At 64.9% G+C, this 26,227-nt stretch carries 23 protein-coding genes; 7 read left to right on the top strand and 16 right to left on the bottom strand.

Going from position 1 to position 26,227, the window contains the following annotated elements; translation table 11 throughout:
• Positions 1-6: 6 nt before the first annotated feature.
• The 9 genes from rng to upp all read right to left on the bottom strand — a co-directional run bounded on the left by rng (position 7) and on the right by upp (position 8,087).
• On the bottom strand, positions 7-1,476 hold the full coding sequence (gene rng / locus LDZ21_RS09375) for a ribonuclease G (protein ID WP_035960843.1): 1,470 nt from the start codon (positions 1,474-1,476) through the stop codon (positions 7-9).
• Positions 1,477-1,483: 7 nt separating this feature from the next.
• A complete protein-coding gene (locus tag LDZ21_RS09370) occupies positions 1,484-2,110 on the bottom strand; it encodes a Maf family protein (protein WP_244792984.1) in 627 nt (208 codons plus the stop codon).
• Between the two features lie 55 nt (positions 2,111-2,165).
• Complete coding sequence (gene rlmH, locus LDZ21_RS09365; RefSeq protein WP_035960846.1) at positions 2,166-2,636, bottom strand: 23S rRNA (pseudouridine(1915)-N(3))-methyltransferase RlmH; 471 nt, start codon at positions 2,634-2,636, stop codon at positions 2,166-2,168.
• Positions 2,637-2,647: 11 nt separating this feature from the next.
• Complete coding sequence (gene rsfS / locus LDZ21_RS09360; protein ID WP_244792982.1) at positions 2,648-3,112, bottom strand: ribosome silencing factor; 465 nt, start codon at positions 3,110-3,112, stop codon at positions 2,648-2,650.
• Positions 3,113-3,114: 2 nt separating this feature from the next.
• Positions 3,115-3,825, bottom strand: a complete 711-nt coding sequence (locus tag LDZ21_RS09355) for a nicotinate-nucleotide adenylyltransferase (protein WP_244792980.1) — start codon at positions 3,823-3,825, stop codon at positions 3,115-3,117.
• Positions 3,816-4,775, bottom strand: a complete 960-nt coding sequence (gene hemF, locus LDZ21_RS09350; RefSeq protein ID WP_244792978.1) for an oxygen-dependent coproporphyrinogen oxidase — start codon at positions 4,773-4,775, stop codon at positions 3,816-3,818. The genes LDZ21_RS09355 and hemF overlap by 10 nt, the downstream gene beginning before the upstream one ends.
• A gap of 110 nt (positions 4,776-4,885) precedes the next feature.
• The gene (purD, locus tag LDZ21_RS09345; protein WP_035960855.1) at positions 4,886-6,175 is read right to left on the bottom strand and encodes a phosphoribosylamine--glycine ligase; all 1,290 of its coding nucleotides are present in this window, start codon (positions 6,173-6,175) and stop codon (positions 4,886-4,888) included.
• 200 nt (positions 6,176-6,375) lie between these two features.
• Positions 6,376-7,104 (bottom strand): YebC/PmpR family DNA-binding transcriptional regulator, encoded by a 729-nt coding sequence (locus tag LDZ21_RS09340; protein ID WP_035960859.1) that lies wholly within the window; start codon positions 7,102-7,104, stop codon positions 6,376-6,378.
• A gap of 329 nt (positions 7,105-7,433) precedes the next feature.
• A complete protein-coding gene (upp, locus tag LDZ21_RS09335) occupies positions 7,434-8,087 on the bottom strand; it encodes a uracil phosphoribosyltransferase (RefSeq protein WP_035960862.1) in 654 nt (217 codons plus the stop codon).
• Positions 8,088-8,396: 309 nt separating this feature from the next.
• Between upp and LDZ21_RS09330 the strand changes: the two genes are divergently transcribed.
• From LDZ21_RS09330 to LDZ21_RS09320, 3 genes are read left to right on the top strand one after another with little or no spacing between them, the layout of a single operon-like run.
• A complete protein-coding gene (locus LDZ21_RS09330) occupies positions 8,397-9,176 on the top strand; it encodes an SDR family oxidoreductase (protein ID WP_035960864.1) in 780 nt (259 codons plus the stop codon).
• Between the two features lie 2 nt (positions 9,177-9,178).
• Positions 9,179-9,568 (top strand): methylglyoxal synthase, encoded by a 390-nt coding sequence (locus tag LDZ21_RS09325; protein ID WP_035960866.1) that lies wholly within the window; start codon positions 9,179-9,181, stop codon positions 9,566-9,568.
• Positions 9,569-9,600: 32 nt separating this feature from the next.
• On the top strand, positions 9,601-10,575 hold the full coding sequence (locus tag LDZ21_RS09320; RefSeq protein ID WP_244792976.1) for a quinone oxidoreductase family protein: 975 nt from the start codon (positions 9,601-9,603) through the stop codon (positions 10,573-10,575).
• 18 nt (positions 10,576-10,593) lie between these two features.
• Here LDZ21_RS09320 and LDZ21_RS09315 read toward each other — a convergent pair whose 3' ends face one another.
• From LDZ21_RS09315 to LDZ21_RS09290, 6 genes are all read right to left on the bottom strand, one after another.
• A complete protein-coding gene (locus LDZ21_RS09315) occupies positions 10,594-11,289 on the bottom strand; it encodes an NAD(P)H-binding protein (RefSeq protein ID WP_244792974.1) in 696 nt (231 codons plus the stop codon).
• Between the two features lie 88 nt (positions 11,290-11,377).
• Positions 11,378-14,713, bottom strand: a complete 3,336-nt coding sequence (locus LDZ21_RS09310; protein WP_244792972.1) for an efflux RND transporter permease subunit — start codon at positions 14,711-14,713, stop codon at positions 11,378-11,380.
• A 3-nt stretch (positions 14,714-14,716) separates the two neighbouring features.
• A complete protein-coding gene (locus tag LDZ21_RS09305; protein ID WP_244792970.1) occupies positions 14,717-17,839 on the bottom strand; it encodes an MdtB/MuxB family multidrug efflux RND transporter permease subunit in 3,123 nt (1,040 codons plus the stop codon).
• A 15-nt stretch (positions 17,840-17,854) separates the two neighbouring features.
• Complete coding sequence (locus LDZ21_RS09300) at positions 17,855-19,219, bottom strand: MdtA/MuxA family multidrug efflux RND transporter periplasmic adaptor subunit (protein WP_244792968.1); 1,365 nt, start codon at positions 19,217-19,219, stop codon at positions 17,855-17,857.
• Positions 19,220-19,547: 328 nt separating this feature from the next.
• The gene (locus LDZ21_RS09295; RefSeq protein ID WP_244792966.1) at positions 19,548-20,396 is read right to left on the bottom strand and encodes an IclR family transcriptional regulator; all 849 of its coding nucleotides are present in this window, start codon (positions 20,394-20,396) and stop codon (positions 19,548-19,550) included.
• Positions 20,397-20,904: 508 nt separating this feature from the next.
• Positions 20,905-21,204 carry a hypothetical protein gene (locus tag LDZ21_RS09290; protein WP_152562527.1) on the bottom strand — a complete coding sequence of 100 codons (300 nt, stop codon included), beginning with the start codon at positions 21,202-21,204 and terminating at the stop codon, positions 20,905-20,907.
• A gap of 227 nt (positions 21,205-21,431) precedes the next feature.
• Between LDZ21_RS09290 and LDZ21_RS09285 the strand changes: the two genes are divergently transcribed.
• Both LDZ21_RS09285 and LDZ21_RS09280 read left to right on the top strand, forming a co-directional pair.
• On the top strand, positions 21,432-21,878 hold the full coding sequence (locus tag LDZ21_RS09285) for a BCAL1086 family glycoprotein (protein WP_244792964.1): 447 nt from the start codon (positions 21,432-21,434) through the stop codon (positions 21,876-21,878).
• A 90-nt stretch (positions 21,879-21,968) separates the two neighbouring features.
• Entirely contained in the window at positions 21,969-24,545 is a 2,577-nt protein-coding gene (locus tag LDZ21_RS09280) for a mechanosensitive ion channel family protein (protein WP_244792962.1), read from the top strand.
• Between the two features lie 8 nt (positions 24,546-24,553).
• On the opposite strand, the gene LDZ21_RS09275 is transcribed toward LDZ21_RS09280, so the two are convergent.
• The gene (locus LDZ21_RS09275) at positions 24,554-25,114 is read right to left on the bottom strand and encodes a cysteine dioxygenase family protein (protein WP_244794806.1); all 561 of its coding nucleotides are present in this window, start codon (positions 25,112-25,114) and stop codon (positions 24,554-24,556) included.
• Positions 25,115-25,259: 145 nt separating this feature from the next.
• Here LDZ21_RS09275 and LDZ21_RS09270 point away from each other — a divergent pair, with 145 nt between their 5' ends.
• Together LDZ21_RS09270 and LDZ21_RS09265 are read left to right on the top strand one after the other, a co-directional pair.
• Complete coding sequence (locus LDZ21_RS09270) at positions 25,260-25,733, top strand: Lrp/AsnC family transcriptional regulator (RefSeq protein WP_075583089.1); 474 nt, start codon at positions 25,260-25,262, stop codon at positions 25,731-25,733.
• A gap of 268 nt (positions 25,734-26,001) precedes the next feature.
• Positions 26,002-26,223 carry a hypothetical protein gene (locus tag LDZ21_RS09265; protein WP_244792960.1) on the top strand — a complete coding sequence of 74 codons (222 nt, stop codon included), beginning with the start codon at positions 26,002-26,004 and terminating at the stop codon, positions 26,221-26,223.
• The last annotated feature ends 4 nt before the right edge of the window (positions 26,224-26,227 follow it).

Below are 26,227 nucleotides of genomic sequence, written 5' to 3'. Positions count from 1 at the left end.
CAGTCGTCACATCAACACGATGTCATACTGCTCCTGGCTCAGATTCGACTCCACCTGCAGCGAAACCGGCTTCCCGATGAAGTCCATCAGCATCGCCAGATGCTGGGACTCTTCTTCCAGAAACAGATCGATGACCTGCTGCGACGCCACCACCCGAAACTCGCGCGGATTGAATTGCCGCGATTCGCGCATGATTTCGCGCAGCACGTCATAACACACGGTCCGGGGCGTTTTCACCTGCCCCTTGCCCTCACACGTCGGGCACGGCTCGCACAGCACATGCGCCAGCGACTCCCGGGTGCGCTTGCGCGTCATCTCAACCAGCCCGAGCTGCGAGAAACCGTTGACGGTCACGCGCGTCCGGTCCCGCGACAACGCCTTCTTCAACTCGCCCAGGACCTGATCGCGATGCTCGACATTCTCCATGTCGATGAAATCGATGATGATGATCCCGCCGAGATTGCGCAACCGCAGTTGCCGGGCGATCGTATGCGCCGCTTCGAGGTTGGTCTTGAAGATCGTGTCATCGAAGTTGCGCGCGCCGACATAGCCGCCCGTATTCACGTCGATGGTCGTCATCGCCTCGGTCTGATCGATCATCAGATAGCCGCCCGACTTCAGATCGACGCGCCGCGACAGCGCCCGCAAAATCTCCGCCTCGATGTTGTACAGATCGAAGAGCGGCCGCTCGCCCGTGTAGTGATGCAGCCGCGACGCCACCGCCGGTGTGAACTCCGCCGCAAAATCCGCGAGCATCTGATAGGTCTCGCGTGAATCCACCTGAATGCGCGTCGTCTCGTCGTTGACGAAATCACGCAGAACGCGTTGCGCGAGATTCAGATCCTGATAGAGCAGCGTCGTCGCCGGCACGCGCTGAGCCTGCGTGACGATGGTCGCCCAGGTCTTGCGCAGGTAGGCGACATCGGCGGCCAGCTCTTCGCTCGACGCGTCCTCGGCGATCGTGCGCACGATATAGCCGCCTTTCTCGTCGGCGGGCAGCACGGCGGTCAGGCGCGCGCGCACGGCCTCGCGATCCGCCTCGCTTTCGATCTTCTGCGAGATGCCGATATGCGGCTCCTGCGGCAGATACACGAGCGTGCGTCCGGCAATGCTCACCTGCGTCGACAGCCGCGCGCCCTTCGTGCCGATCGGGTCCTTCACGACCTGCACCATGAGCGCCTGTCCTTCGAACACGATCTTTTCGATCGGCACGTGCGTACCCGATCCATGCGGCTCGCCCGCGATGCGCGGATGCCAGATATCGGCGACATGAAGAAACGCCGCGCGCTCGAGACCGATATCGATGAACGCCGATTGCATGCCCGGCAACACACGCACGACCTTGCCGAGATACACATTGCCGACGCGCCCGCGAGACAGCGTGCGCTCCACGTGAAGTTCCTGAACGGCGCCTTGCTGAACCAGTGCGACGCGGGTTTCTTGCGGTGTGACGTTGATCAGGATTTCTTCGTTCATGGCCTGTTTAGAATTCGACGCGCGCCACGCGCAAGAGTGCTGCGGTTTCGAAAAGGGGCAAACCCATGATACCTGAATAGGACCCGTCGATTCGCTCGATGAACTCCGCCGCTCGGCCCTGTACGCCATACGCGCCGGCCTTGCCGAGCGGCTCGCCAGTGGCGGCATACCGTTGCAGCGCAGCACGTTCGACAGGCGCGAAGCGCACCGTCGAACGCGACAAGACCGGCTCGAGCAACGCGCCTTGCGCATCGACGACGGCGATCGCGGTCAGCACTTCATGCTCGCGTCCGGCGAGGCGCTCGAGCATCGCGACGGCATCGTCTTCATGCAAGGGCTTGCCGAGTATGTGGCCGTCGATGGTCACGGTCGTATCGGCGACGAGAATCGGTGCGGGTGCATCCTTGCCTGCAAGCAGGCGATCACGCGCAGCATGTGCCTTGAGCGCACAGACGCGCACGACGTACGCATCGGCGGATTCACCATGCAGTTCGGCTTCGAGCGCTTCGGCGTCTTCATCGGGGCGCGGCAGCAGCAGTTCATAACGAACGCCGAGTTGCTTCAGCAACTCTTGTCGACGCGGGCTTTGCGAGGCGAGATAGACGTAGGGATAGACGTTGGATTGAGCGGACATCGGATAGTTGGAAGTTCGAAGCGCGCGGCCTTCGGCGTCCAACTAATGGGAAGGCTCACGCGCGGTGATAAGGATGATTCTGCGTGATGCTCCACGCCCGGTAAAGCTGTTCGGCGAGCAGCACGCGCACCATGCCGTGCGGCAGCGTCAGACTCGACACGCGCAGCATGATTTCCGCGCGAGCCTTCACTTCGGGCGCAAGCCCATCCGCGCCGCCGATCACGAAGGCGACATCGCGCCCGTCCTGCTGCCAGCCGGGCAGGGCGTTGGCGAGTTGCATCGTGGTCCAGTCGCGGCCGCGTTCGTCGAGGGCGACGACGCGCGCGTTCTTCGGCAAGGCGGCTTCGATACGCTGCTTCTCCGCAGCCATCACGCTCTCTGCGTTGCGTCCCGACGATCGCTGCTCGGGCTTGATCTCCTTCAGCTCGATGCGCAACTCGGGCGGCATGCGCTTCGCGTATTCGTCGAAGCCATTCGTGATCCAGTCGGGCATCTTGTGTCCGACGGCAAGGATGACCAGCTTCATGAAGACGCTTTTTATGCCTGCTTGCGCGTGGTCTTGCGAGCGGGGCGTTTGACTGCCGGTGCGTCGTCCTGATCTTCGTCCTCGTCTTCGTCCGCATCGGCGGTGACGCGTGCGCCGCCGAACATGCTCGGCTCTTGCAGCTTCACGCGCACGGGCTTGTCGCCCCAGACTTCCTCGAGGTTGTAGTACTGGCGCAGCGCCGGCTGGAGGATGTGCACGACCGCGTCGCCGCAATCGACCAGCACCCATTCGCCGATGTCTTCGCCTTCCGTGCTGATGATGTCGCCACCCGCTTCCTTGACCTTTTCGCGCACGCTGTTGGCGAGCGCCTTGGTCTGCCGGTTCGACGTCCCGCTCGCCACGACCACGCGGTCGAACAGCGACGTCAGGTGGGTCGTGTTGAACACCTTGATGTCTTGCGCCTTGACGTCTTCGAGACCGTCGATGATCGCGCGTTGAAGCTTTTGAAGTTCCATAATTACCGTTGGTACAGGTGATGTTGAACAATATAGTCCCATACGGCGGATGGGACCTGGGCGCGCGCGTCACTGACGCTTGCGCCCGCCGTTGTGTTTGCCGCTTGACGAATCGCCGTCGCGGATACGTCGATCATGAGCGTCTCGTCGATCAGCACGTGCCCATGCGCGCAGTTGCGCAAGACTTCGGGCGACGCCCGCCGCGCGGTCACCTCGGCGGCGACTTCGGCGGGCAACGTGCCGATATCGAAGCCCGGCCGCGTTTCGACGCACACGTGCGCGAGATCGAAGAGCCGCTTCCAGTCGTGCCACGAATCCAGCTTGACGAGCTGGTCGGCGCCGATCAGCAGCGCCAGCGAAGCCTTCGCGCCTTCGCGCTCGCGCCAGTGAGCGAGCGTATCGACCGTATAAGTGGCGCCTTCGCGCTCGATTTCCTCGGTCGCGACGGTGACTGTTACGCCGCCCATATCGAGCGATGCCGCCGCCGCACGCGTCATCGCCAGCCGATGATGCGGCGCCGACACCCCTGCCTTCTGCCACGGCTGCCCCGCCGGCAGGAGCACCAACTCGGTCAGTTGCAGCAAGTCCGTGAAGCGCCTCGCGAGTGCGAGATGACCGGTGTGGATCGGATCGAACGTCCCGCCCAGCAAGCCGATGCGCTTCGCGCACCGAGCGTTCGCGCCGTCGTGATTCGAAGCCCCGGTCACAGCCATTCCCTGCGCACCAGAAAATCGCGGTAAAGCCGCGCTTCCGGCGTGCCGGGTTCCGGTTGCCAGTCATAGCGCCAGTTCGCGACGGGCGGCATCGACATGAGAATGGACTCGGTGCGTCCGCCGCTTTGCAGCCCGAAATGCGTGCCGCGGTCGAAAACGAGATTGAACTCGACATAGCGGCCGCGCCGGTACGCCTGGAACTCGCGCTCGCGCTCGGTCCAGGGCGTGTCGCGGCGGCGCTCGATGATCGGCAGATACGCTTTCAGGAACGCATCGCCGACGCTTCGCATCATCGCGAACGAGCGCTCGAAGCCGGGTTCCGAGAAGTCATCGAAAAAGATTCCGCCGATGCCGCGCGCTTCGTTTCGGTGCTTCAAATAAAAATACTCGTCGCACCACGTCTTGAAACGGGGATACAGATCCGCGCCGAACGGTTGCAGCGCATCCCGGCATACGCGATGAAAATGCACCGCGTCGTCTTCGTACCCGTAGATCGGCGTGAGATCCATGCCGCCGCCGAACCAGAAAACCGGCGTTTCGCCGTCCTTCAGCGCGGTCAGCATGCGCACGTTCATGTGCACGGTCGGGCAGTGCGGATTGCGCGGATGCAGCACGAGCGACACGCCCATCGCCTCGAAGCCGCGCCCCGCGAGTTGCGGACGCGCCGCACTCGCCGACGGCGGCAGCGCGTCGCCCTGCACATCCGAAAAACCGATGCCGCCGCGCTCGAAAAACCCGCCGCCCTCGAGAATGCGCGTCACGCCGCCGCCGCGCAGATGCGCGCCAGGCTCGCGGGACCAGGCGTCGGTGGCGAACGGCGTGCCGTCGAACGCGCCGAGCGCATCGGCGATGGAAGCCTGAAGGCCCGTCAGATACTCACGCACAGCCGTAATGTCGGGCGATGCGTCCTGTCGTGCCTGGTTGTCCGCGCTGCGGTTCGGTTCACTCATCGATCGATGCACTGCGCCAGCCGGCTGGCGCGTAGGTAAGAGATGCGCTTAAAAACACTGCCGGACACGAGGTCCGGCAGCACGGTGTCGCGTTGAGTTGCGAACGCCTGTCAGCCGTGGCGGTCGGCCTGCTTGCGATTGAGCGCGCGATAGCCGATGTCGCGGCGGTACTGCATGCCATCGAACGAGATCTGGTTGACTGTATCGTAGACCACGGATTGCGCGCCGCGCACGGAATCCGCCAGGCCCACGACGCACAGCACCCGGCCGCCGGACGTCGTCAACTTGCCGTCAGCGAGCGTCGTGCCCGCGTGGAACGTCACGGCATTGTCCGTTTCGGCCGGAATGCCGTTGATGCGGTCGCCGTTGCGCGGCGTGTCCGGATAGTTGTACGCGGCCAGCACGACGCCCAGCGCGGTGCGGCGGTCCCAGTCGAGTTCCGCGCCGTCGAGCTTGCCGTCGATGGCCATTTCCACGACCTTCGAGAAATCGCCCTTCAGGCGCGCCATGATCGGCTGCGTTTCCGGGTCGCCCATTCGGCAGTTGAATTCGAGCGTTTTCGGATTGCCGTTCGCGTCGATCATCAGGCCGGCGTACAGGAAACCGGTATAGCGGATGCCTTCGTTTTCCATGCCGCGCACCGTCGGCAGGATGATTTCGCGCATCACGCGGGCGTGCAGCTGCGGCGTGACGATCGGCGCGGGCGAATACGCGCCCATGCCGCCCGTGTTCGGGCCCTTGTCGCCGTCGAGCAGGCGCTTGTGGTCCTGGCTGGAGGCGAGCGCCAGCACGTGCTTGCCGTCCACCATCACGATGAAGCTCGCTTCCTCGCCGGTCAGAAATTCCTCGATCACGACGCGCGCGCCCGCATCGCCGAACTGGTTGTCGGCGAGCATCGAATCGACGGCGGCATGTGCTTCTTCCGCGTTCATCGCGACGACCACGCCCTTGCCGGCAGCGAGACCGTCCGCCTTCACGACGATCGGCGCGCCTTTTGCGTCGATGTAGGCGTGCGCGGCGGCGGCGTCGGTGAAGGTTTCGTATTCGGCGGTCGGGATGTTGTGGCGTTTCATGAACGCCTTCGCGAAGTCTTTGGAGCTTTCGAGCTGCGCGGCTTCCTTCGTCGGGCCGAAGATCTTGAGCCCGCGCGAGCGGAACAGATTGACGATGCCCGCCGCGAGCGGCGCTTCCGGACCGACGACCGTCAGCGAGATGTGCTCTTTCTCGGCGAAATCGGCGAGCGCCGCCGGGTCGGTGATGTCGAGGTTGCGCAGGCGCTCGTCCTGCGCGGTGCCGCCGTTGCCGGGCGCCACATAGACCATCTGCACGCGCGGCGACTGTGCGAGCTTCCATGCCAGCGCATGTTCGCGACCGCCGGAACCGACGACGAGTAACTTCATTTGAATCCCCGAAAAACTGGTGTTAAAGCAGTGGCGGCGCACCGGACGGCGCGCAAGGCGCGCGGGCGCGGACAAGACACGGCAAAACGAAGGCGGCTCGCGCGGACATCGGCTGCGTCACGCGCCTTCCCAAGCGTCGAGTCAAGCGAAAGGCGTTCCCAATATGCCTGCCATCGCGGGCAGGCGGCCGCGGCGCGCGATCACGCGTCGTTGATCGCGGCGTTTGTATAGACTTCCTGCACGTCGTCGAGATTTTCGAGCGCGTCGAGCAGTTTTTGCATCTTCACCGCGTCGTCGCCGCTGAATTCGACTTCGGTCTGCGGTTTCATCGTCACTTCGGCGAGTTCGGCCTTGAAGCCCGCGGCTTCCAGCGCGTCTTTCACCTTCTGGAAATCGTTCGCCGGGCAGATCACTTCGATGCTGCCGTCTTCGTTCGTCACGACGTCGTCGGCTCCGGCTTCGAGCGCCGCGTCCATCAGCGTGTCCTCGGACGTGCCCGGCGCGAACAGGAACTGGCCGACGTGATCGAACATGAACGACACCGAGCCGTCCGTGCCCATGTTGCCGCCGAACTTCGAGAACGCATGGCGCACTTCCGCGACGGTGCGGGTGCGGTTGTCCGTCATGGTGTCGACGATGATCGCCGCGCCGCCGATGCCATAGCCTTCGTAGCGGATCTCTTCGTAGTTCGCGCCATCGACGCCGCCGACGCCGCGCTGGATCGCGCGGTTGATGTTGTCCTTCGGCATGTTGGCGTCGTAGGCCTTGTCGACGGCGAGCCGCAGGCGCGGGTTCGAGTCGATGTCGCCGCCGCCCATGCGCGCCGCGACCTGGATTTCCTTGATGAGGCGCGTCCAGACCTTGCCTTTCTTGGCGTCGGCCGCGGCCTTCTTATGCTTGATGTTGGCCCATTTCGAATGACCCGCCATTACCTTTCTCCGTCGCGCGCGGCAAGAAACCGAGCGCCAAATGTGCTGTGCGTGCTGAATGTGTCCGCGCCGCCTGGTTTCGCGCGGGGTTGCGCGGCCGGGCGGCAAGCTGGCTTCCGACGGTAACGCGCGCTTCGCTTGGGGCGTCTCTTGAACGCGCCGCCGGGCGCTCGGGCGCCCGATTTACCGATTAGGAACAGACCGAAATTTTATCATGGCCCCAAGCGGCGGCAGCCTCCGCCTGGCCGAATGGACGATGAAAACGACACCGCCGCACGGGCGTGCGGCGGCGCGGGCAGGGCGACGAGGCGCGAAAGGGCGAAAGCGCGTCAGTTGCGCGTGCCGAACAGGCGGTCGCCGGCATCGCCGAGGCCGGGGACGATATACGCATGCTCGTTCAGATGCGAATCCAGCGACGCCACGTAAAGCTTCACGTCCGGATGCGCGTCCTGGAACACCTTCACGCCCTCCGGCGCGGCGACGAGCGCGACGAAGATGATGTTCTCGTCCAGCACGTTGCGGCGCTTCATCACGTCGACGGCGTGAACGGCCGAATAACCGGTCGCGACCATCGGATCGCACAGGATGAACACGCGCTCTTCGAGATCGGGCGGGAGGCGCACGAGATACTCGACCGGACGATGATCGTCCGCGCGATACACGCCGATATGCCCGACGCGCGCCGACGGAACCAGGTCCAGCAAGCCGTCCGACATCCCGATGCCCGCGCGCAGCACCGGCACGATCGCGAGCTTCTTGCCGGCGATCACCGGCGCATCGATTTCGACGAGCGGCGTGGCGACGCGCTTCGTCGTCAATTGCAGGTTGCGCGTGATTTCATAGCCCATCAGCAGCGTGATCTCCCGCAGCAGCTCGCGGAACGTGCGCGTCGACGTGTCCTTGTCCCGCATGTGCGTGAGCTTGTGCTGGATCAGCGGGTGATTGAGGATGAAGAGATTCGGGAAGCGGCTGTCTTGTTTCATGGGTCTCGCGCGATGCGCGTCCTGCTCGGGTGATGGTCCTGCCTGGGCGATGAGCGCGGCGCGCATGCGAAAGCGCCGGATGAGGCAGTGGCGACAGTTTACCGAAAAGGCCGGCGTCGTTTAGGAATAATCGTTCGCTGTTTGGCTGTGGCGGCGCGCTTCGCCGGCCGCCGACGTTGCAGCCCCGATTCTTCTAGAATGCGCGAGAGGCGTTTCGAAGCGCGCAACGCATTGCCTTTATGCAGAACATCGGGCATCGCGCTTCGGGCCAACAATTCGAACACTCAACGAAGACATGGAGGATGGACGATGGATCTGGGAATTGCAGGGCGCACCGCGCTCGTGTGCGCAGCAAGCAAAGGACTCGGGCGCGGCTGTGCGGAAGCGCTCGCCGCCGAGGGCGTCAATCTAGTGATCACGGCGCGAACGGCCGAGACGCTCGAAGCGACCGCCGAGAGCATCCGCTCGAAATATGGCGTCGACGTGCAGGCCGTCGCCTGCGACATCACCACGCCCGCCGGCCACGCCGCCGCGCTCGCCGCGTGCCCGCAGCCGGACATTCTGGTGAACAACGCGGGCGGGCCGCCGCCGGGCGACTTCCGCAACTTCACGCATGACATGTGGATCAAGGCGCTCGAAGCGAACATGCTGACGCCGATCGAACTGATCAAGCGCACCATCGACGGCATGATCGACCGCGGTTTCGGCCGCATCGTCAATATCACGAGTTCATCGGTGAAAGCGCCCATCGACGTGCTCGGCCTCTCCAACGGCGCGCGCTCGGGGCTGACCGGCTTCGTCGCGGGCGTGGCGCGCAAAGTCGCGTCGACGGGCGTCACCATCAACAACCTGCTGCCGGGCACGTTCGACACCGACCGCGTCGCCGTCACGTTCGAGGCGCAGGCGAAGGCGCAGAACATTACGATCGAAGAAGCGCGTGCGCAGCGGGCGCAGGCGCTGCCGGCGGGCCGCTTCGGCCATGCCGACGAGTTCGGCAGAACGTGCGCGTTTCTCTGCAGCGTGCATGCGGGTTACATCATCGGCCAGAACATTCTGATCGATGGCGGCGCTTACCCGGGGACGTACTGAGCATGAGCACACGCGTCGCGCTCATCGCGCACGACATGAAAAAGGACGACATCGTCGCGCTCGCGGGCGAGTACGTCGACACGCTCGCGCAATGCCAGCTCGTGGCGACCGGCACGACCGGCGCGCGTATCGCGGCCGCGCACGGTCTCGACGTCGAACGCAAGCTGTCCGGCCCGCACGGCGGCGACTTGCAGATCGGCGGGGAACTGGCGGAAGGGCGCGTCGACGTGGTCATCTTCCTGCGCGACCCGATGACGCCGCAGCCGCACGAGCCGGACATCAACGCGCTCGTGCGCGCCTGCGACGTGCACAACGTGCCGTGCGCCACCAACGTGGCGACGGCGCGGATGATTCTCGACGAACTGCGCGCACGCCTTCCGCACGCGCGCTGAACTAATTACGAGACCAAGGAGACGATCGAGCGATGACCAAGGCAATCCGATTCGACAAGACAGGCGGCCCGGAAGTAATGAAATGGGTCGATGTGGACGTGGGCGAGCCGGGCAAGGGCGAGATCCGCGTGAAGCATCATGCGGTGGGGCTGAATTTCATCGACGTGTATTTCCGCACCGGGCTTTATCCGATGCCGCTGCCCGGCGGCCTCGGCATGGAAGGCGCGGGCGAAGTGACGGCGGTGGGCGAGGGCGTCACGCAATTCAAGCCGGGTGATCGCGTGGCGTATGCGTCGCGTCCGCCGGGCGCGTACGCCGAGGAGCGCGTGATGGCCGCCGATTACGTCGTCAAGCTGCCGGATGGCATCGGCTACGAAGATGCCGCATCCATCATGCTGCAAGGTCTGACCGCGCAGTATCTGCTGCGACGCACGTATCGGGTCAAGGCGGGCGATACCGTGCTGATTCACGCGGCGGCGGGCGGCGTCGGCATGCTCGCGTGCCAGTGGGCGAAGGCGCTCGGCGCGACGGTGATCGGCACGGTCGGCTCGGATGAGAAGGCCGAGATCGCGAAGGCGCATGGCTGCGATCATCCGATCGTCTATACGCGCGAGAATTTCACGCAGCGCGTGCGTGAGATCACGAACGGCGCGGGCGTGCCCGTCGTCTACGATTCGATCGGCAAAGATACCTACATTGCGTCGCTCGACTGTCTCGCGCCGCTCGGCTTGTTCGTGAGCTTCGGCAATTCGTCGGGACCGCTGCCGCCGATCGATTCCTCCGAACTCGCGGGACGCGGCTCCTTGTACTTCACGCGCCCGACGCTCTTCAGCTATATCGCGAAGCGCAGCGATCTCGATGCAATGGCCGCCGAATTGTTCGATGTCGTCGCGTCGGGGAAGGTCAAGACGAATGTGCGGCAGCGGTATCCGATCGCGGAAGCGGCGCGCGCGCACGAAGACCTGGAAGCGCGCAGAACCACGGGATCGACCGTTCTGCTGCCTTGAGCGTGTCCGTCGCGTGAACTAGATGCGCTGGCTCTGACGCGCGAGCATCGGAGCCAGCGCGTCTCCCGCAATCAGCGCATCGAGCGCGTCGTCGATCGGCTCGTTTCCACCGACGAAGCCGATCGTCTGATTCTTCACGCCACGCAACACGCATCGCACGGCCAGTGCGGCGACGTCTTCGCGCGATGCCGCCGGCATGCTCTGCGTCCGCTCACCGGCCAGGGCGATCGCGCCGCGCGCCGGCGCATCCGAAAGCGGGCCGGGCCGCAAGATGACATAAGGCACGCCGCGATGCGCGACGTAATCGTCGGATTCGCGTTTCATGCGGGAATAGTGGCGCAGCGCGAGCGGATTGCTGTCGAGATGCAGCGCCGACAAGGCGCTCACCACGACGAGTTGCCGCACGCGGCGGCGCCTCGCGTAATCGGCGGTGCGCATGACGGCGTCGCGATCGATCGCGCGTTCCTCATGCACGCCTTCCGTCTCCGCCGATCCGGCTGCGTAGATCACATGCGTGATGTCGTCGAACGCGTGCGAGAAGTCGTTGGTCAGATCGCCCAGCACGATTTCCGCGCCGAGCGCCGCGAACTCGCTCCTCTGCGCCGACTTGCGCAGCAGCGCACGAAAGGCGATGCCTTCGTCATGCAGCCGCCGCGCGATCAGGCGCCCCGTGCGGCCGTGCGCGCCGATCAGCAGAACTTTCATCGCTTTCATTCGAGGTCGCTCCGTTCCGGTTGCCGGTCCTGAACACCGTAGGCGATTTTCGCGGCACGCGCCACGTCGATTTGCGGCGGCGCGTTCCTTACTCGACCGCCCCCGCCGCGCGTGGCCCGCCGTTGCGCCGCGCACGCCGCGCTTCCGAGCGCAGACGGATGCGGTCCATGTAGAGATAGACCACTGGCGTCGTATAGAGCGTCAGCATCTGACTGACGATCAGCCCGCCGACGATCGCGATGCCGAGCGGCGCGCGCATCTCCGAACCTTCGCCCGTGCCGAACGCGAGCGGCAGTGCGCCGAGCAGCGCGGCGGCGGTCGTCATCATGATCGGGCGAAAGCGCAAGAGGCACGCTTCCTCGATTGCATCGCGCGATGTCTTCGCGCCGTTGCGCGTCGCTTCGATCGCGAAGTCCACCATCATGATCGCGTTTTTCTTGACGATGCCGATCAGCAGAATGACCGCGATCAGCGCGATGATGCTGAACTCCGTCTTGAACAGCAGCAGCGCGAGCAGTGCGCCGACGCCCGCGGACGGCAGCGTCGAGAGAATGGTGATCGGATGGATATAGCTCTCGTAGAGGATGCCGAGCACGATATAAACCGCCGCGAGCGCCGCCAGAATGAGCAAGGGCTGGTCGTTCATCGACTGCTGGAACGCCTGCGCCGTGCCCTGGAAGCTGCCGTGGATGGTCTGCGGCACGCCGATCTGCGCCATCGTCTCGTAGATCGCGGCGGTCGCTTCCGAAAGCGACTTGCCCGGCGGCAGGTTGAACGAAATGGTCGACGCGACGAACTGGCTCTGGTGGTTCACGGACAGCGGTGTGTTCCCCGGCCCGAACTTCGCGATGGCCGATAGCGGGACCATCGTTTCCTTCGACGTCGATACCGCCGCCCCCGACGACGATCCCGACTTGCCGCTCGCCGCAATCGCGTTGGTGGCCGAATTGCGCACCGATTCGAGCGCGAGCGCGGCGGTCGTGTCCGATGTGCTCGTCGACGATCCGCCCGCGCCGGTCGAACCGGTCGCCGATGTGGACGCCGTGCTCGTCGTGCTGGACGTAGTCGTCGAATTGGTCGATGCCGCGCCGCTCGCCGTGCCGCCCGACGTGCTGATGTAGATCTGCTTCAGCATCTCCGGGTCTTGCCAGTACTTCGGCGCGACTTCCATCACCACGTGGTACTGCGAGAGCGCGTTATAGATGGTGGAAACCTGCCGCTGGCCGAACGCGTCGTAGAGCGTGTTGTCAATTTGCGCGGGCTTGATGTTGAGGCGCGCGGCGGTCGCGCGGTCGAACGTGACCATCGCTTCGAGGCCGCCTTGCTGCTGGTCCGAGTTGACGTCGGTGAGTTCGGGGCGATGCTGCAGCGCCTCGGTCAGCTTCGGTCCCCACGTGTACAGATCCGACGTGGTGTCGGACAGCAACGTGAACTGGTACTGCGCATTCGACTGCCGGCCGCCCACGCGGATGTCCTGCACCGCCTGAAGGAAGGTGCGCGCGCCGGCGACATCGGCGAGCGGCTTGCGCAGGCGAGCGATCACCTGGTCTGCCGACACCTTGCGCTCGTCCTTGGGCTTTAGCGAAATGAACATGAAGCCCGAGTTGGTCGAGCGCCCGCCCGTGAAGCCCGCGACGCTATCGACGGCCGGGTCCGCTTCGACGATGCGCATCATCTGCGAAAACTTGGTCTTCATCGCCTGGAACGAGGTGCTCTGATCCGCCTGAATGCCGCCGACGATGCGCCCCGTGTCCTGCTGCGGGAAAAAGCCCTTCGGCACGATCACGTACAGGTAGACGTTCAGCGCGATGGTCAGGAGCAGCACGACCAGAATGAGCAGCGGATGCCCGAGCGCCCAGCCGAGCGTGCGCGCATAGCCGCGCTGAAGGCGGTCGAACTGCCGTTCGAGCCAGCGCGCGAGCCGTCCTTCCTCGCGCTTTTCGTGTCCTTCCTGCAAGAGGCGCGAGCACATCATCGGCGTGACGGTGAGCGACACGACGAGCGACACGGCAATCGCCAGCGACAGCGTCAGCGCGAACTCGCGGAACAGCCGGCCGACGATGCCGCCCATCAGCAGGATCGGCAGGAACACCGCGACGAGCGACACGCTGATCGACAGCACCGTGAATCCGACTTCGCGCGCGCCGATGATCGCGGCCTGCCTGCGCGGCACGCCGTTTTCCACATGGCGCGAGATATTTTCGAGCACGACGATGGCGTCGTCGACGACGAAGCCCGTCGCGATAGTCAGCGCCATCAGCGAGAGGTTGTCGAGCGAGAAGCCGAGCAGATACATCGCCGCGAACGTGCCGATGATCGATATCGGCACCGCGACGCTCGGTATCAGCGTCGCGCGCCAGTTGCGCAGGAAGAGGAACACGACCATCACGACGAGCGCCACTGCGATCACGAGCGTCAGCTCGGTGTCGTGCAGGGAAGAGCGAATGGTGGTGGAACGGTCGGCCGTCGGCGTGATCTGGACGTCGGCGGGAAGGGCGGCCTGCAATTGCGGCAGCATGGACTTCACGCGATCGATCGTCTCGATGATGTTCGCGCCCGGCTGGCGATACAGAATGACGAGCACCGCGCGCTTGTTGTTGATGAGGCCGAGGTTGCGCAGGTCTTCGACGGAGTCGACCACTTCGCCGACGTCCGACAGCCTGACCGCCGACCCGTTGCGATAAGCGACGACGAGGTCCTTGTACTGCGATGCCTTGCTCGCCTGATCGTTGGTGTAGAGCTGAACGCGCGTGCCCTTGAACTCGATCGCGCCTTTCGGGCTGTTCGCGTTCGCCGACGCAAGCGCCGCGCGCACGTCTTCGAGGCCGATGCCGTAGTGAAAGAGCGCGCCCGGCTCCAGTTCGACGCGCACCGCCGGATTGGCCGATCCGCTCACGTCCACTTCGCCGACGCCCGGCACCGTCGAGAGCGTCTGCTGCAGCACGGTCGCGGCGGAATCGTAGAGCGAGCCGGCCGTGCGCGTGGGCGATGAAAGCGCGAGCACGAGGATCGGCGCGTCGGCGGGATTGACCTTGTGATAGGTCGGATTGCTGCGCAGCGAAGCAGGCAGATCGGCGCGCGCTGCATTGATCGCGGCCTGCACGTCGCGCGCCGCGCCGTCGATGTCGCGGTTGAGGCCGAATTGCAGCGTGATGCGGGTGCTGCCGACCGAGCTCATCGACGTCATCTCGCTCACATCGGCGATGCTGCCGAGATGCCGCTCGAGCGGGCTCGCGACGCTCGTCGCCACCGTCTCCGGGCTCGCGCCCGGCAGCGACGCCTGCACGGAAATGGTCGGGAAGTCCACTTGCGGCAACGGCGCGACCGGCAGCCTCACGAACGCGAACATGCCGGCGAGCGCGATGCCGATGGCGAGCAGCGTCGTCGCCACGGGCCGGTCGATGAAGAATCGCGACAGGTTCATGGCTTACTCCACGTCGCTCGCGGGCCGCGGGCCGGGCAGGCCGCGTCCGAAGCGCGCGCGCAGGCGCTGGCCGAGCGAATCGAACGCGAGGTAAATCACCGGCGTCGTGAACAGCGTCAGCAATTGCGACACGATCAGCCCGCCGACGATCGCGATCCCCAGCGGATGCCGCAGCTCCGAACCCGCGCCCCAGCCGAGCATCAGCGGCAGTGCGCCGAGCAGCGCGGCCATCGTCGTCATCAGAATGGGGCGGAAGCGCAACAGGCACGCCTGGAAGATCGCCTCGCGCGGCGACTTGCCTTCGTCGCGCTCCGCTTCGAGCGCAAAGTCGATCATCATGATCGCGTTCTTCTTCACGATGCCGATCAGAAGCACGATGCCGATGATCCCGATGATGTCCAGGTCGTGTCCGGTGAGCATCAGCGAGAGCAGCGCGCCGACGCCCGCCGACGGCAGCGTCGAGAGAATGGTGATCGGGTGGATGAAGCTCTCGTACAGGATGCCGAGCACGATGTACATCGTCACGACGGCCGCGAGAATCAGGAACAGTTCGTTCGACAGCGACGCCTGAAACGCGAGCGCCGCGCCCTGATAGCGAATCTGGAACGAAGCGGGCAAACCGATCTCGTTCTTCGCCTGTTCGATCGCCTTCACCGCCGCGCCGAGCGATGCGCCCTTTGCCAGATTGAACGATACGGTCGTCGCCGGGAACTGCCCGAGATGCGTGACGAGCAGGGGCGCTGCGCGCTCGTGGAACGTCGCGATGCTCGAGAGCGGCACCTGTCCGTTCGTCGCGGTGGAAGAGGGCAGATAGATGCCGTTGAGCGTTTCGCTGTAGTGCGCGTCGCTCGGTTCGGCTTCGAGAATCACGCGGTACTGGTTCGATTGCGTGAAGATCGTCGAGATGATGCGCTGGCCGAAGGCGTCGTAGAGCGCATTGTCGACGGTCGCCGGCGTGATGCCGAAGCGCGCGGCCGTCGCCCGGTCGATTTCCACGTACACGGACTGGCCGTTCTGCTGCAGGTCGGTGGCGACATCCGTCAGGATCGACGTATGTTGCAGCTTCTCGACGAGCTTCGGCACCCATTCCGCGAATTCCGTCGCGTTCGGGTCCGTCAGCATGAACTGGTACTGCGTCGGGCTGACGGTGGAGTCGATCGTCAAATCCTGAACCGGCTGCATGTACAGCTTGATGCCGGGGATATCCGCGACTTCGCTCTGAATGGTGCGGATGACATCGCTCGACGTATCGCTGCGGTCGTCGCGGGGCTTCAGGTTGATGAGCATGCGCCCGCTGTTGAGCGTGATGTTCGTGCCATCGACGCCGATGAACGACGTGAGACTCTCGACATCCGGGTTCTGCAAAATCTTCCTCGCGAGCGCCTGCTGCTGTTCGGCCACCGCCTGATACGACGCGGCCTGCGGCGCTTGGGTGATCGCCTGAATGACGCCCGTGTCCTGTGTCGGGAAGAAGCCTTTAGGGATGAACACGTAGAGCACGGCGGTGAGCACCAGCGTGAGCACGGCGACGACGAGCGTTGCGCGCTGCCGCTCCAGCACCCATTCGAGCGCGACCGCGTACCGGCCGATCACGTAGTCGATGAACCGGTGCGCGCGCGCCTCGAAGCGCTTGCTGTCGCGCGGCGGCGTGTGACGCAGCAGCTTCGCGCACATCATCGGGACGAGCGTGAGCGACACGATCGCCGAAATGACGATGGTCACCGCCAGCGTGATCGCGAATTCATGGAACAGCCGGCCGACGACATCGCCCATGAAGAGCAGCGGGATCAGCACGGCGATCAGCGAGACCGTCAGCGAGATGATCGTGAAGCCGATCTGCCGGCTGCCCTTCAGCGCGGCTTCGAGCGGCGATTCGCCTTCTTCGACGTAGCGCGCGATGTTTTCGATCATCACGATGGCGTCGTCGACGACGAAGCCCGTCGCGATGGTCAGCGCCATCAGCGAGAGATTGTCGAGCGAAAAGCCGCACAGATACATGACCGCGAGCGTGCCGACGAGCGACAGCGGCACCGAAAGGCTCGGAATGATCGTCGCGTAGACGTTGGCGAGGAAGAGATAGATCACCATCACGACCAGCACGACCGACAGCGCGAGTTCGAACTGCACGTCGCGCACGGACGCGCGAATGGTGGTAGTGCGGTCGGTGACGACGCGCACGTCGAGCGCGGCCGGCAGCGATTGCTGCAGATTCGGCAGCAGCTTCTTGATGCCGTCCACCACCTGAATGACGTTGGCGCCGGGCTGGCGCTGCACGTTGAGAATGATCGCGGGCGTCGAATCGACCCACGCGCCGAGCTTCGTGTTCTCCGGGCCCTCCACGATGGTCGCGACATCGGTCAGCATCACCGGCCGCCCGCTGCGATACGCGACGACCGCGCTCTTGTACGCGTTCGCATCGGTGAGCTGATCGTTCGCGTTGATCGTGTAGGCGCGCGTCGGGCCGTCGAAGTTGCCCTTCGGCGTGTTGACGTTCAGGTTGGAGATGGTCGTGCGCAGGTCGTCGATATTGAGCCCGTACGACGCGAGCGCGCGCGTGTTCGCCTGAATGCGAACCGCTGGGCGATTGCCGCCGCTGATCGACACGAGACCGACGCCCGCCACCTGCGAAATTTTCTGCGCGAGGCGCGTGTCGGCGAGATCCTGCACTTGCGTGAGCGGCAGGGTCTTCGAGCTGATCGCGAGCGTCATGATCGGCGCGTCGGCGGGATTCACCTTCGCGTAGATCGGCGGGGCGGGCAGGTCTGACGGCAGCAAGTTGCCCGCCGCGTTGATCGCGGCCTGCACTTCCTGCTCGGCGATATCGAGCGGCAAGTCGAGGCTGAATTGCAGCGTGATGACCGACGCCCCCGCCGAACTCTGCGACGACATCTGATTGAGGCTGGCCATCTGCCCGAACTGCTTTTCGAGCGGTGCGGTGACGCTGGACGTCATTACGTCGGGCGACGCGCCGGGATAGAAGGTCTGGACCTGGATGGTCGGATAATCGACGGCGGGCAGCGCGGAAAGCGGCAGAAAACGCAGCGCGACAAGACCGACCAGCATGATCGCCGCCATCAGGAGCGCCGTGCCGACCGGACGCAGAATAAAAATGCGGGAGGGATTCATGCGTTCGCCTGACCGTTACTGCGACTGCTGCTGACGCCGATGCCCGCCGTGCCGCGCGCCCGACGCGCCTGAAACCGGCGCCGCCGCCGATGCACCCGATGCCGCCGATGCACCGGAGGCTCCCGCCGCGCGGTCCGCCGGAATCGTGATTTTCGCGCCTTCCTTGAGGCGGTCCGAGCCGTCGGTGACAACCCGCTCGCCCACTTGCAGGCCGGACTTGATGCTGGTGCGCTCGCCGTCGACCGGGCCGATCTTCACGTTGCGCACGGTCACGGTGTTATCCGGCTTCACGACATACACGAACGCGCCCGACGAACCGTTGAGCACCGCCGATGTCGGCACGATGGTCGCATTCCTGATGACGTCGACGAGCAGCTTCGTGTTGACGAACTGGTTGGGAAACAGCATGCCTTCCTTGTTCTGGAAGGTGGCGCGCAGCTTGACGGTGCCGGTCGTGGTGTCGATCTGATTGTCGACGGTTTCCAGATAGCCGGCTTCGAGCGCGGTCGTGTTCGCGCGGTCATAAGCAGTCACGGACATCTTCGTGCCCGCATGCAGCGGCTTGAGGATGGCGGCGAGGTTGTCTTCGGAGGTCGTGAAGATCACGCTGATCGGCTGCAACTGCGTGATGACGACGACGCCGTTCGTATCGCCCGTGGTCACGTAGTTGCCCGGATCGACCTGCCGCAGGCCCACGCGGCCCGACACCGGCGCGGTGATGCGCGCATACGTGAGGTCGAGCTTGTAGGTATCGACGTTCGCCTGATCGGACTTCACCGCGCCTTCGTACTGCTTGACGAGCGATGCCTGCGTGTCGACCTGTTGCTTCGCAATGGAGTCCTGCGAAAGCAGCGTCTGATAGCGCTGCAAGTCGAGACGCGCCGTTTGCAGCAGCGCCTGATCGCGGGCGAGCGTGCCTTCGGCGTTGCGCAGCGAAATTTCGTAAGGACGCGGATCGATTTGCGCGAGCAGATCGCCCTTCTTGACCATCTGGCCTTCGGTGAACGCGACGTTCATCAGCGTGCCGTTCAGCTGCGTCTTGACCGTGACATTGGCGAGCGGCGTGACGGTGCCCAGCGAGTTGATGACCACCGGCATCTCGCCTTGCGCGACGGTGGCGACGTGCACCGGCTGCGGCTGGTTCATCGGGTTCGCGCCGCGCCGTCCGCCCTGACGGGCCTCCTGCGGCTGGCCGGACGTGCCGCCGCGATTCCACGGATGCCACCACGCCACCGCTCCCGCGACGATCAGCACGGCGACGATGAGCGGCACGAGCCGGCGACGGCGCGGCGGCGTGTCGGCGGTAACGGGCGGAGCGGGATCAGCGGGGCGCGTGGGCTTCTGGCGTGACTGCGCGGGAGAGGTTTTCTGGTCGTCCATCTTCGGTGGCTGGGTCTTTCCAAGTCTGTCGTACGGGGCGCGGATGGGCGGCATCTCGCGATGCAGGTCGGGGCGGGGTCCGGGAAGACCGGCGGCGGGCCGAGCAGCCCGTCAGTTCAAAACAGCCGATGTTGGGGCAGGGCTTAGGCCATGCGTCCCGGCGCGGCCCCGGTGCGCGCGAAGCATGATGCTACGTCTCGCACCGATGCCCGTCCACCGGGCATTCTTTCTGTTGATTACGGCTGTAACAGCGGGCCGTCGATTGCCCGATGCGCGGCCGTCGGACGCCGTGCGACAGCCGCGCGTCATCGCAATTGCGCGCGTAAGTTTACTTCGTCTCGCGGGTAGACGCCCTGGCGCCGGGCGTGCCGCCGATCTCACGCACAATGTATTCGATGCATTCGAGCAGCGCGGGCGCGACGGTCGCGACGAGCGTTTCATGCGGACATTGATGCGCCGCCCCGCCGCAGTTGACCGAATACCGCTCTTCCGACGGACCGACGAAACCCGCGGCCACCGCGTTGAGGCCGTGATGCCATTCGCCGAGCGATATCGCGAAGCCGTGACGGCGCGCATCGTCGAGACCGCGCTGCAAGCCGCCGGCGATGGCCGGCCAGTCATCGCCCGACGCGGTTTGCAGGCTGCCGATCAGCGCCTGCCGGTCGTCTTCGTCGAGCACGGACAGATACGCGCGCCCGATCGCGGTGCGGCTCAGGTCCATCTTGCCGCCGACATCGAGCCGCGAAACCAGCACGGCGGAACGCGGCCGGATCGCGTCGATGACGACCATGTCCAGCCGGTCGCGCACGGCTAGATGCACGCTCAGGCCGGTGCGCTCCGCGAGCGCAATCAGAAACGGTCGCGCGCGGGCGCGAATATCGAAGTTGCGCAGAAAGCCGTTGCTCAGTTCGAGCACCGAAGCCGTCAGCACGAAGCGCTCGCTGTCGGGCAGGCGAAGCAGCAAGCCGGCGCCGACGAGGGTCGCGGTGATGCGCGACACCGTCGGCTTCGGGATGCCGGTCCAGTCGGCCAGTTCACGATTGCTGACGGGCGCATCGGCGGCGGCGATCCGGCGCAGCACGTCCAGGCCACGGGCGAGCGCGGTGACTTCATCGCCATCTTTGTCTTTTGTCTTTTTCCGGCTCGTCGACCGGCTGCTCATCGTGTCAATTTGCATAATGAAACGTCGTTTCGAATGCGAGGTTGTACGTGAGGTTGACGTGGCACGGCGTCAAACTTGCAAGCCATGCAAGCCCCGATGATAAGTGGTATCAGATACGTAACTTTTTAATGATACGTCCCCGCAACGCCGCTTTCGGGCAGATGCCCGGACACAGAAATTTTGCTTGACTTGAGCAATGATCCCGGAAAAAATGGAATCCGATTTCGAAACGGCTGGCGACGTGCGCAAGGCTTACCGCCCCGTGTTTGGAATACAGGCTCTCAGGTTCTAGCACGGCCCTCGGAATGGCTAGAACTTTTAAGGCGCTACGGCAACGTGGCGCCTTTTTTTTGCCTGTACGTTTCGGATAACGGCCGTGACTTGGCCCTGAATATACGCCCAAAGGGCGCGCGGCGCTGCAGGAAGCGCCAGAGGAAAGCGGAAGGGGATGAGGCTGCGGCCAGCGCCAAGGAGACGTGGCCGTGAGCCGAACGCGACGACGATCGCGCCCGGCGAATCTGGGTCAATGCAGCTGATTGAACACGCGACGCTGCCGCAGCAGCAACTTGCCACGGACGAGCCAGTAGACGCTCGCGACGAGCAGCAACACCCCTACGCCGAGCGGAACCAACGGATGAATGCGTTCCGGCGAGGGCTGGCTGGTTGCGACGAGCAGGGCGGCGAAGAACGCGGCGCCCGCCTGATAGTAAGAACGCTTGGCGAGCACCCGGCGCATGCGGTGGGTGGTGAAGCGGGAGATGGGTGCGCGGGTGAACGGTTCGAATAGCATCAGCCCGGCGACGAGGGCGATAGCGAGATTCATGTAAAGCATGGTTGATACGGGCGGAGGCGTGGACTGCGCGCACTATAAGCGGATGCGTGATCGCCCAGAAGCAGACGTCTCCTAAAAGTAGAGGAAACGTTCTACTGCACGTCTGGTCGGATCGGCCAGATGTTGAAACGCGAGTTCTCCCGTCATGCAAGCTTCGCGATCTGCGCCGGTTCGGACAGCGTATGATGAGCGCGCGTTTTTCACGTAGGAGCAAGACCATGCAAATGACTCCCTTCACCCGCATTGCGATGGCGCTGGCGGCGCTCGGCGCGCTTGCCGCATGCGAGAAGCACGACGCCACCGCGGGCCAGGCCGCCAGTGCGCTCAATAACCTCGCGAGCCAGACCAACCAGAAGTTCGATCAGGCGGCGAGCTACGTCGGCCAAAAGATGGATGCCGCCAAGCAGTCGGCGCAGCAGGGGTTCGACAAGGCCGGCTCGATGCCGGACATGTCGGCGAGCGGCGTTGCGGCCTCGGCGCGGGCGAACCTCAATAGTGCGGCGGGCGCGACGAACGCCGCCATCGCGGATGCCGCGAGCGCGACCGGCGCGGGGCTGCAATCGGCGGGGCGCAAGCTGCAGGAGTGGTCCGCGAAGGATGGCGGCGCGTCGGCCACGAGTCCCGCCGCCGAGTCGTCCGGGACGCGCACGGACATGGACAAGTAAGCCGCCCGCTTAACATTCGGTTACGTCCGCGATGCGTGGCGCGTCGGGGTCAGCCGGTAAACTGGCGAGCTTTCGGAAATCGAGACCGTTATGAAGTCACGCAAGCTCGCGCATGGCGGCGCGCTGGCGTTCGTCGCGAGATCCCGGACGACGGTTTGCGCCGTCGCGCGCGCGCTGTCGTCGCTCTTGCTGGCCGCGCTGGTCCTGCTGACGATGACCCCCGCCGAAGCCGCCCCCACGCTCGAACTGCCCACGTTCCAGGAACTCATCGCGCCACCCGCGCCGGCATCGTCGGCGGAGGCGGCTGTCGGTGCATCGGCGCCGGCCGTGTCGGATGCCGACATGCTGCACTCGCTCGACACCGTCATTGCGACGCTCGACAACGACCGCCAGCGCGCGGCGCTCGTCGCGCAACTCAAGCGTCTGCGCGACGCTAAGCATGCCGCCGCGTCCGCTGCGCCCGCCACGCCCGCATCGTCTGCCGATACCGCCCCGACCGCCGCCGGTGCCGCTGCAAGCGCCCCGGCGAGCGCGCCGGCGCCCTCGGTGGTGGCGAGCATCGCGCAGAACGCAGGCTTGCTGGGCGCGATCGCGTCGGCGGTCACGAGCATCGAAGCCGACGTGAAGCGCGGCAAGACGCCGCTCGCCTACTGGAGCGGGCGCTTCAACGCGGCGGGCAACGAGCTGTTCACCATCGTCACGAGCCAGAGCCGCGAGCCGTTCGGCCGCACGCTATTCAACTTCGTTGCGACGCTCGCGGGCTGGGGCGCGTGCGCCTTCGTGCTCGTGTATGCGCAGCGGCGCGTATCGAGCCGGTATGGCGTGGAAGTGTCGCTGCATTCGAATCCGACGACGCGCGAACTGCTGCTCTTCGCGCTGCGCCGCGTCGCGCCGTATCTGATCGCGTTTCTGGCGGCGCTGACGTTCGCGCATCTGATGCCGCAATCGCTCGGCCGCACGCTCGCGATGGTCACCGCGTACGCGATGGTCGCGGGCGCGGTGTTCTCGGCCATCTGCCTCATCATGTTCTCGCTGTTCGGCTCGGCGCACCGGCGCGTCGCGGTGAACGTGCTGATTATTCATGCGCGGCGGCTGCTGTTTCTGATCGGCACGCTCGGCGCGCTCGGCGATGCCGCTGCCAACTACGACGTCGCGCAACAACTCGGCACCAATCTGTCCGCGCTGATCTCGACCTTCGCGAACATGGCGGCCGCCGCGCTCACCGCGTATTTCGCGCTCGCGTTCCAGCGGCCGGTCGCGCATCTGATCCGCAGCCGCACCTACGAGCAGCGCCACACGCGCAAGGCCGCGACCGAAACGTTCGATGTCGTCGCGTCGCTATGGCAATTGCCGTTGCTCCTGCTCGCGTCGGCGTCGGTGGTGGCGACGCTCGCGGGCATCGGCACGTCCGAAAACGTGCTGCAGATGGCGATCGCGACCGCTGGCCTGCTGGTCGTCGCGTTCTTCCTGTCGGCGATCGTGATCCGCATCACGCGGCCGAAGTCGCGCCGTCCGCGCCGCCAGTCGGCTTATGTGCGGCGGCTCGTTAAATTCGTCGGCACGCTGATCGTGGTCGGCGTGTGGCTCGCGTTCCTCGAAGTGTCGTCGCGCTTCTGGGGCTTCTCGCTCGCGGACATGGCCGAGCGCAGCGTCGCGGCGCGCGGCATCACGCACGCCTTCGGCATGATCGTGCTGACGTTCTTCGTCGTGTGGCTCGTGTGGATTCTGATCGATACCGGCATTCAGGAAACGCTCAAGCCCGATTCCGCGCGGCGTGGCGGACGCGGCCCGAGCATGCGCGCTCGCACGATGCTGCCGCTCTTGCGCAACGTCGTATTCGTCGTGCTGTTGACGATCGCCGCGATCGTCACGGCGGCGAACCTCGGCCTCAACGTGACGCCGCTGCTCGCGGGCGCAGGCGTGATCGGTCTTGCGGTCGGTTTTGGCGCGCAATCGCTCGTTGCGGACCTGATCACCGGGCTTTTCATCATCATCGAGGACACGATTTCGGTCGGCGATTCGATCGAGGTGGAAGGCGGGCACGCGGGCATCGTCGAGAGCCTGACGATCCGGACCGTGCGCCTGCGCGACGGTCAGGGCGCGATTCACGCGATCCCGTTCTCGCAGATCAAGACGGTGAAGAACCTTTCGCGCGATTTCGCTTATGCCGTGTTCGAAGTGCGCTTGCCGTTTTCCGCCGATGTCGACGCCGTCACCGACATGATCCGCGAGGTCGGCGCGGAACTGATGGACGATCTGCGCTACCGGCGCGAGATGCTGGGACCGGTCGAAGTGTGGGGACTGGACCGCTTCGATCCGAACTGGATGGTCGTGAAAGGACAGATCAAGACGCGGCCGCTTCAGCAATGGAGCGTCGCGCGGGCGTTCAATCTGCGCATCAAGCGCAAGATGGACGAAGCCGGCATGCCGATTCCGGTGCCGCAAATGCAGGTGCAGATGTCGCGCGACGCCAGCGATTCCAGGGAAGCCGACGCGAAGTCCAAGCGCATCTGGATCGACGAAGAAGAAGCCGCCGACGCCGCCGATGCACCGCGTGCCGTGGCGCTCGATGTATCGCACGAGCCCCGGCCCGCGCCGCCCGCCACCGATCATTCGGTGCAGATCCCGCCGCAGATTCCCACGGCGCCGGAGCCGGGCAAGGGCTGATCAAAGCGTCAGGCGGCGAGCAGATCGTTGACGTGCGTGGCGATATGTTCGCCCGCGACGCCATAGACGTGAATCGATACGGCGCGCGTGGCCGCATCGGCGGGATTGCCGAGTTGATGAATCGCGCCGCGTCCCGCATCGACGAACGATACCGCGCCCGCCGCACGCGGATGGCGGCGCGTTTCCACCGCGCAGTGCGTATCGGCATCCCAGCGATAGAGCGTTTCGGCGAGCGTGCCGTCGATGACCGCGTAGCCGCACCACGTCCGATGGCCATGCACCGGACTCGCTTGCCCCGGCTCCCACACGAGCGCGGCGATCGCGTACCGGTTGAGCGGATCGGCGGCAAGCAGATGGCGGCGGTATCGGCGCGCGTCGCCGATGCGCTGGTGCGCGTGCAGCAGCGAGGGATCGGCGATCGCCCGCGTCAGCGCCGCACGCACTTGCGCCCCGAACGATGCGTCGCCGGCTTCGAGCGCGGCATCGATGTCATGGCAAAGGCGCCGCAAGGCCGGGTTGTCGTTGGTCAGCGCGTGCAGCGCGGCGCGGGTGCCGGCGTTTTGCCGCATCGGGCGATTAAAACTTTGCAGCTTCATGATGAATGTGGGATCGGGAATCGAGCCTCCATTTATATCGGCTTGCATCTGGAATTTGTTTTCATATAATTCCGCCAACGCTTCGAAAAATAGAAAATTAATCTACGGGGGATGCAGTATGGGAATGGACGTCATTGACCGTAAGCTGCTCGAACTGCTGCAGGGCGACGTGACGATGCCCGTCGCGGAACTGGCTCAGCGCGTCAATCTTTCGCAGACGCCGTGCTGGAAGCGCGTGCAGCGGCTCAAGGAGACCGGCGTGATCCGCGCGCAAGTCGCGTTGTGCGATCCGAAGAAGCTCGGCGTCGGCACGACGGTGTTCGTCGCGGTGCGCACGAATCAGCACACGCAAAGCTGGGCGGACGAGTTCACGCGCGCCGTGCGCGACATGCCGGAAGTGGTCGAGGTGTACCGGATGAGCGGCGAGACGGACTATCTGCTGCGCGTGGTGGTAGCCGACATCGACGATTACGACCGCGTCTACAAGCAACTCATTCGCGCGGTGCCGATCTACGACGTCAGTTCCAGTTTCGCGATGGAGCAGATCAAATATTCGACGGCGTTGCCGGTGCGGCCCGCATCCGACGCCTGAGCGCGGCAAAAGAAAGCCGCCCGGGGAGGGCGGCCGAACACGTCCGGTCACGAGGTATCACGGCGAGCCCTGGCGCTCGCGTGATCAGACGCGCATGGAATCCGGTTGAGTATGGTCAACGAGGCGGGCTTCGTTCAAGCCGGACGGTGCAGCACAGAATTTCGGGGGTGTCGTTCGCGGACTGAAACACCGCGCGCAATCCAACTGAAAACGAAGCCGGGTACGATGTCGGTTCTATCTCAAAACTTTGAACGAGCCGCCGCGCCCCATGACCGACGACCCACGCAACAAGCGCCCGAACGCCCCGCAGAAAAAGAAGAATCCGACCTTGGGCATCAGCGTGTTCATTGTCGCGGTGTTGCTGCTGGTGATCTTCACGCTGCTCTTCAACGCGATTCGCGAGAAGCGCGAGTTCGACGAACAGACCGCGCCGCCCGCTACGGCAAGCGGTGCGCGGCCCGCGCTCCCGGCGATCGGCGCATCGCAATAACGCT

Source organism: Caballeronia grimmiae, from assembly GCF_022879615.1.
GTDB classification, from domain to species: Bacteria; Pseudomonadota; Gammaproteobacteria; order Burkholderiales; family Burkholderiaceae; genus Caballeronia; species Caballeronia grimmiae.
The sequence above is the reverse complement of the archived record's forward strand: the minus strand, read 5'-3'. Positions and strand labels throughout refer to the sequence as shown.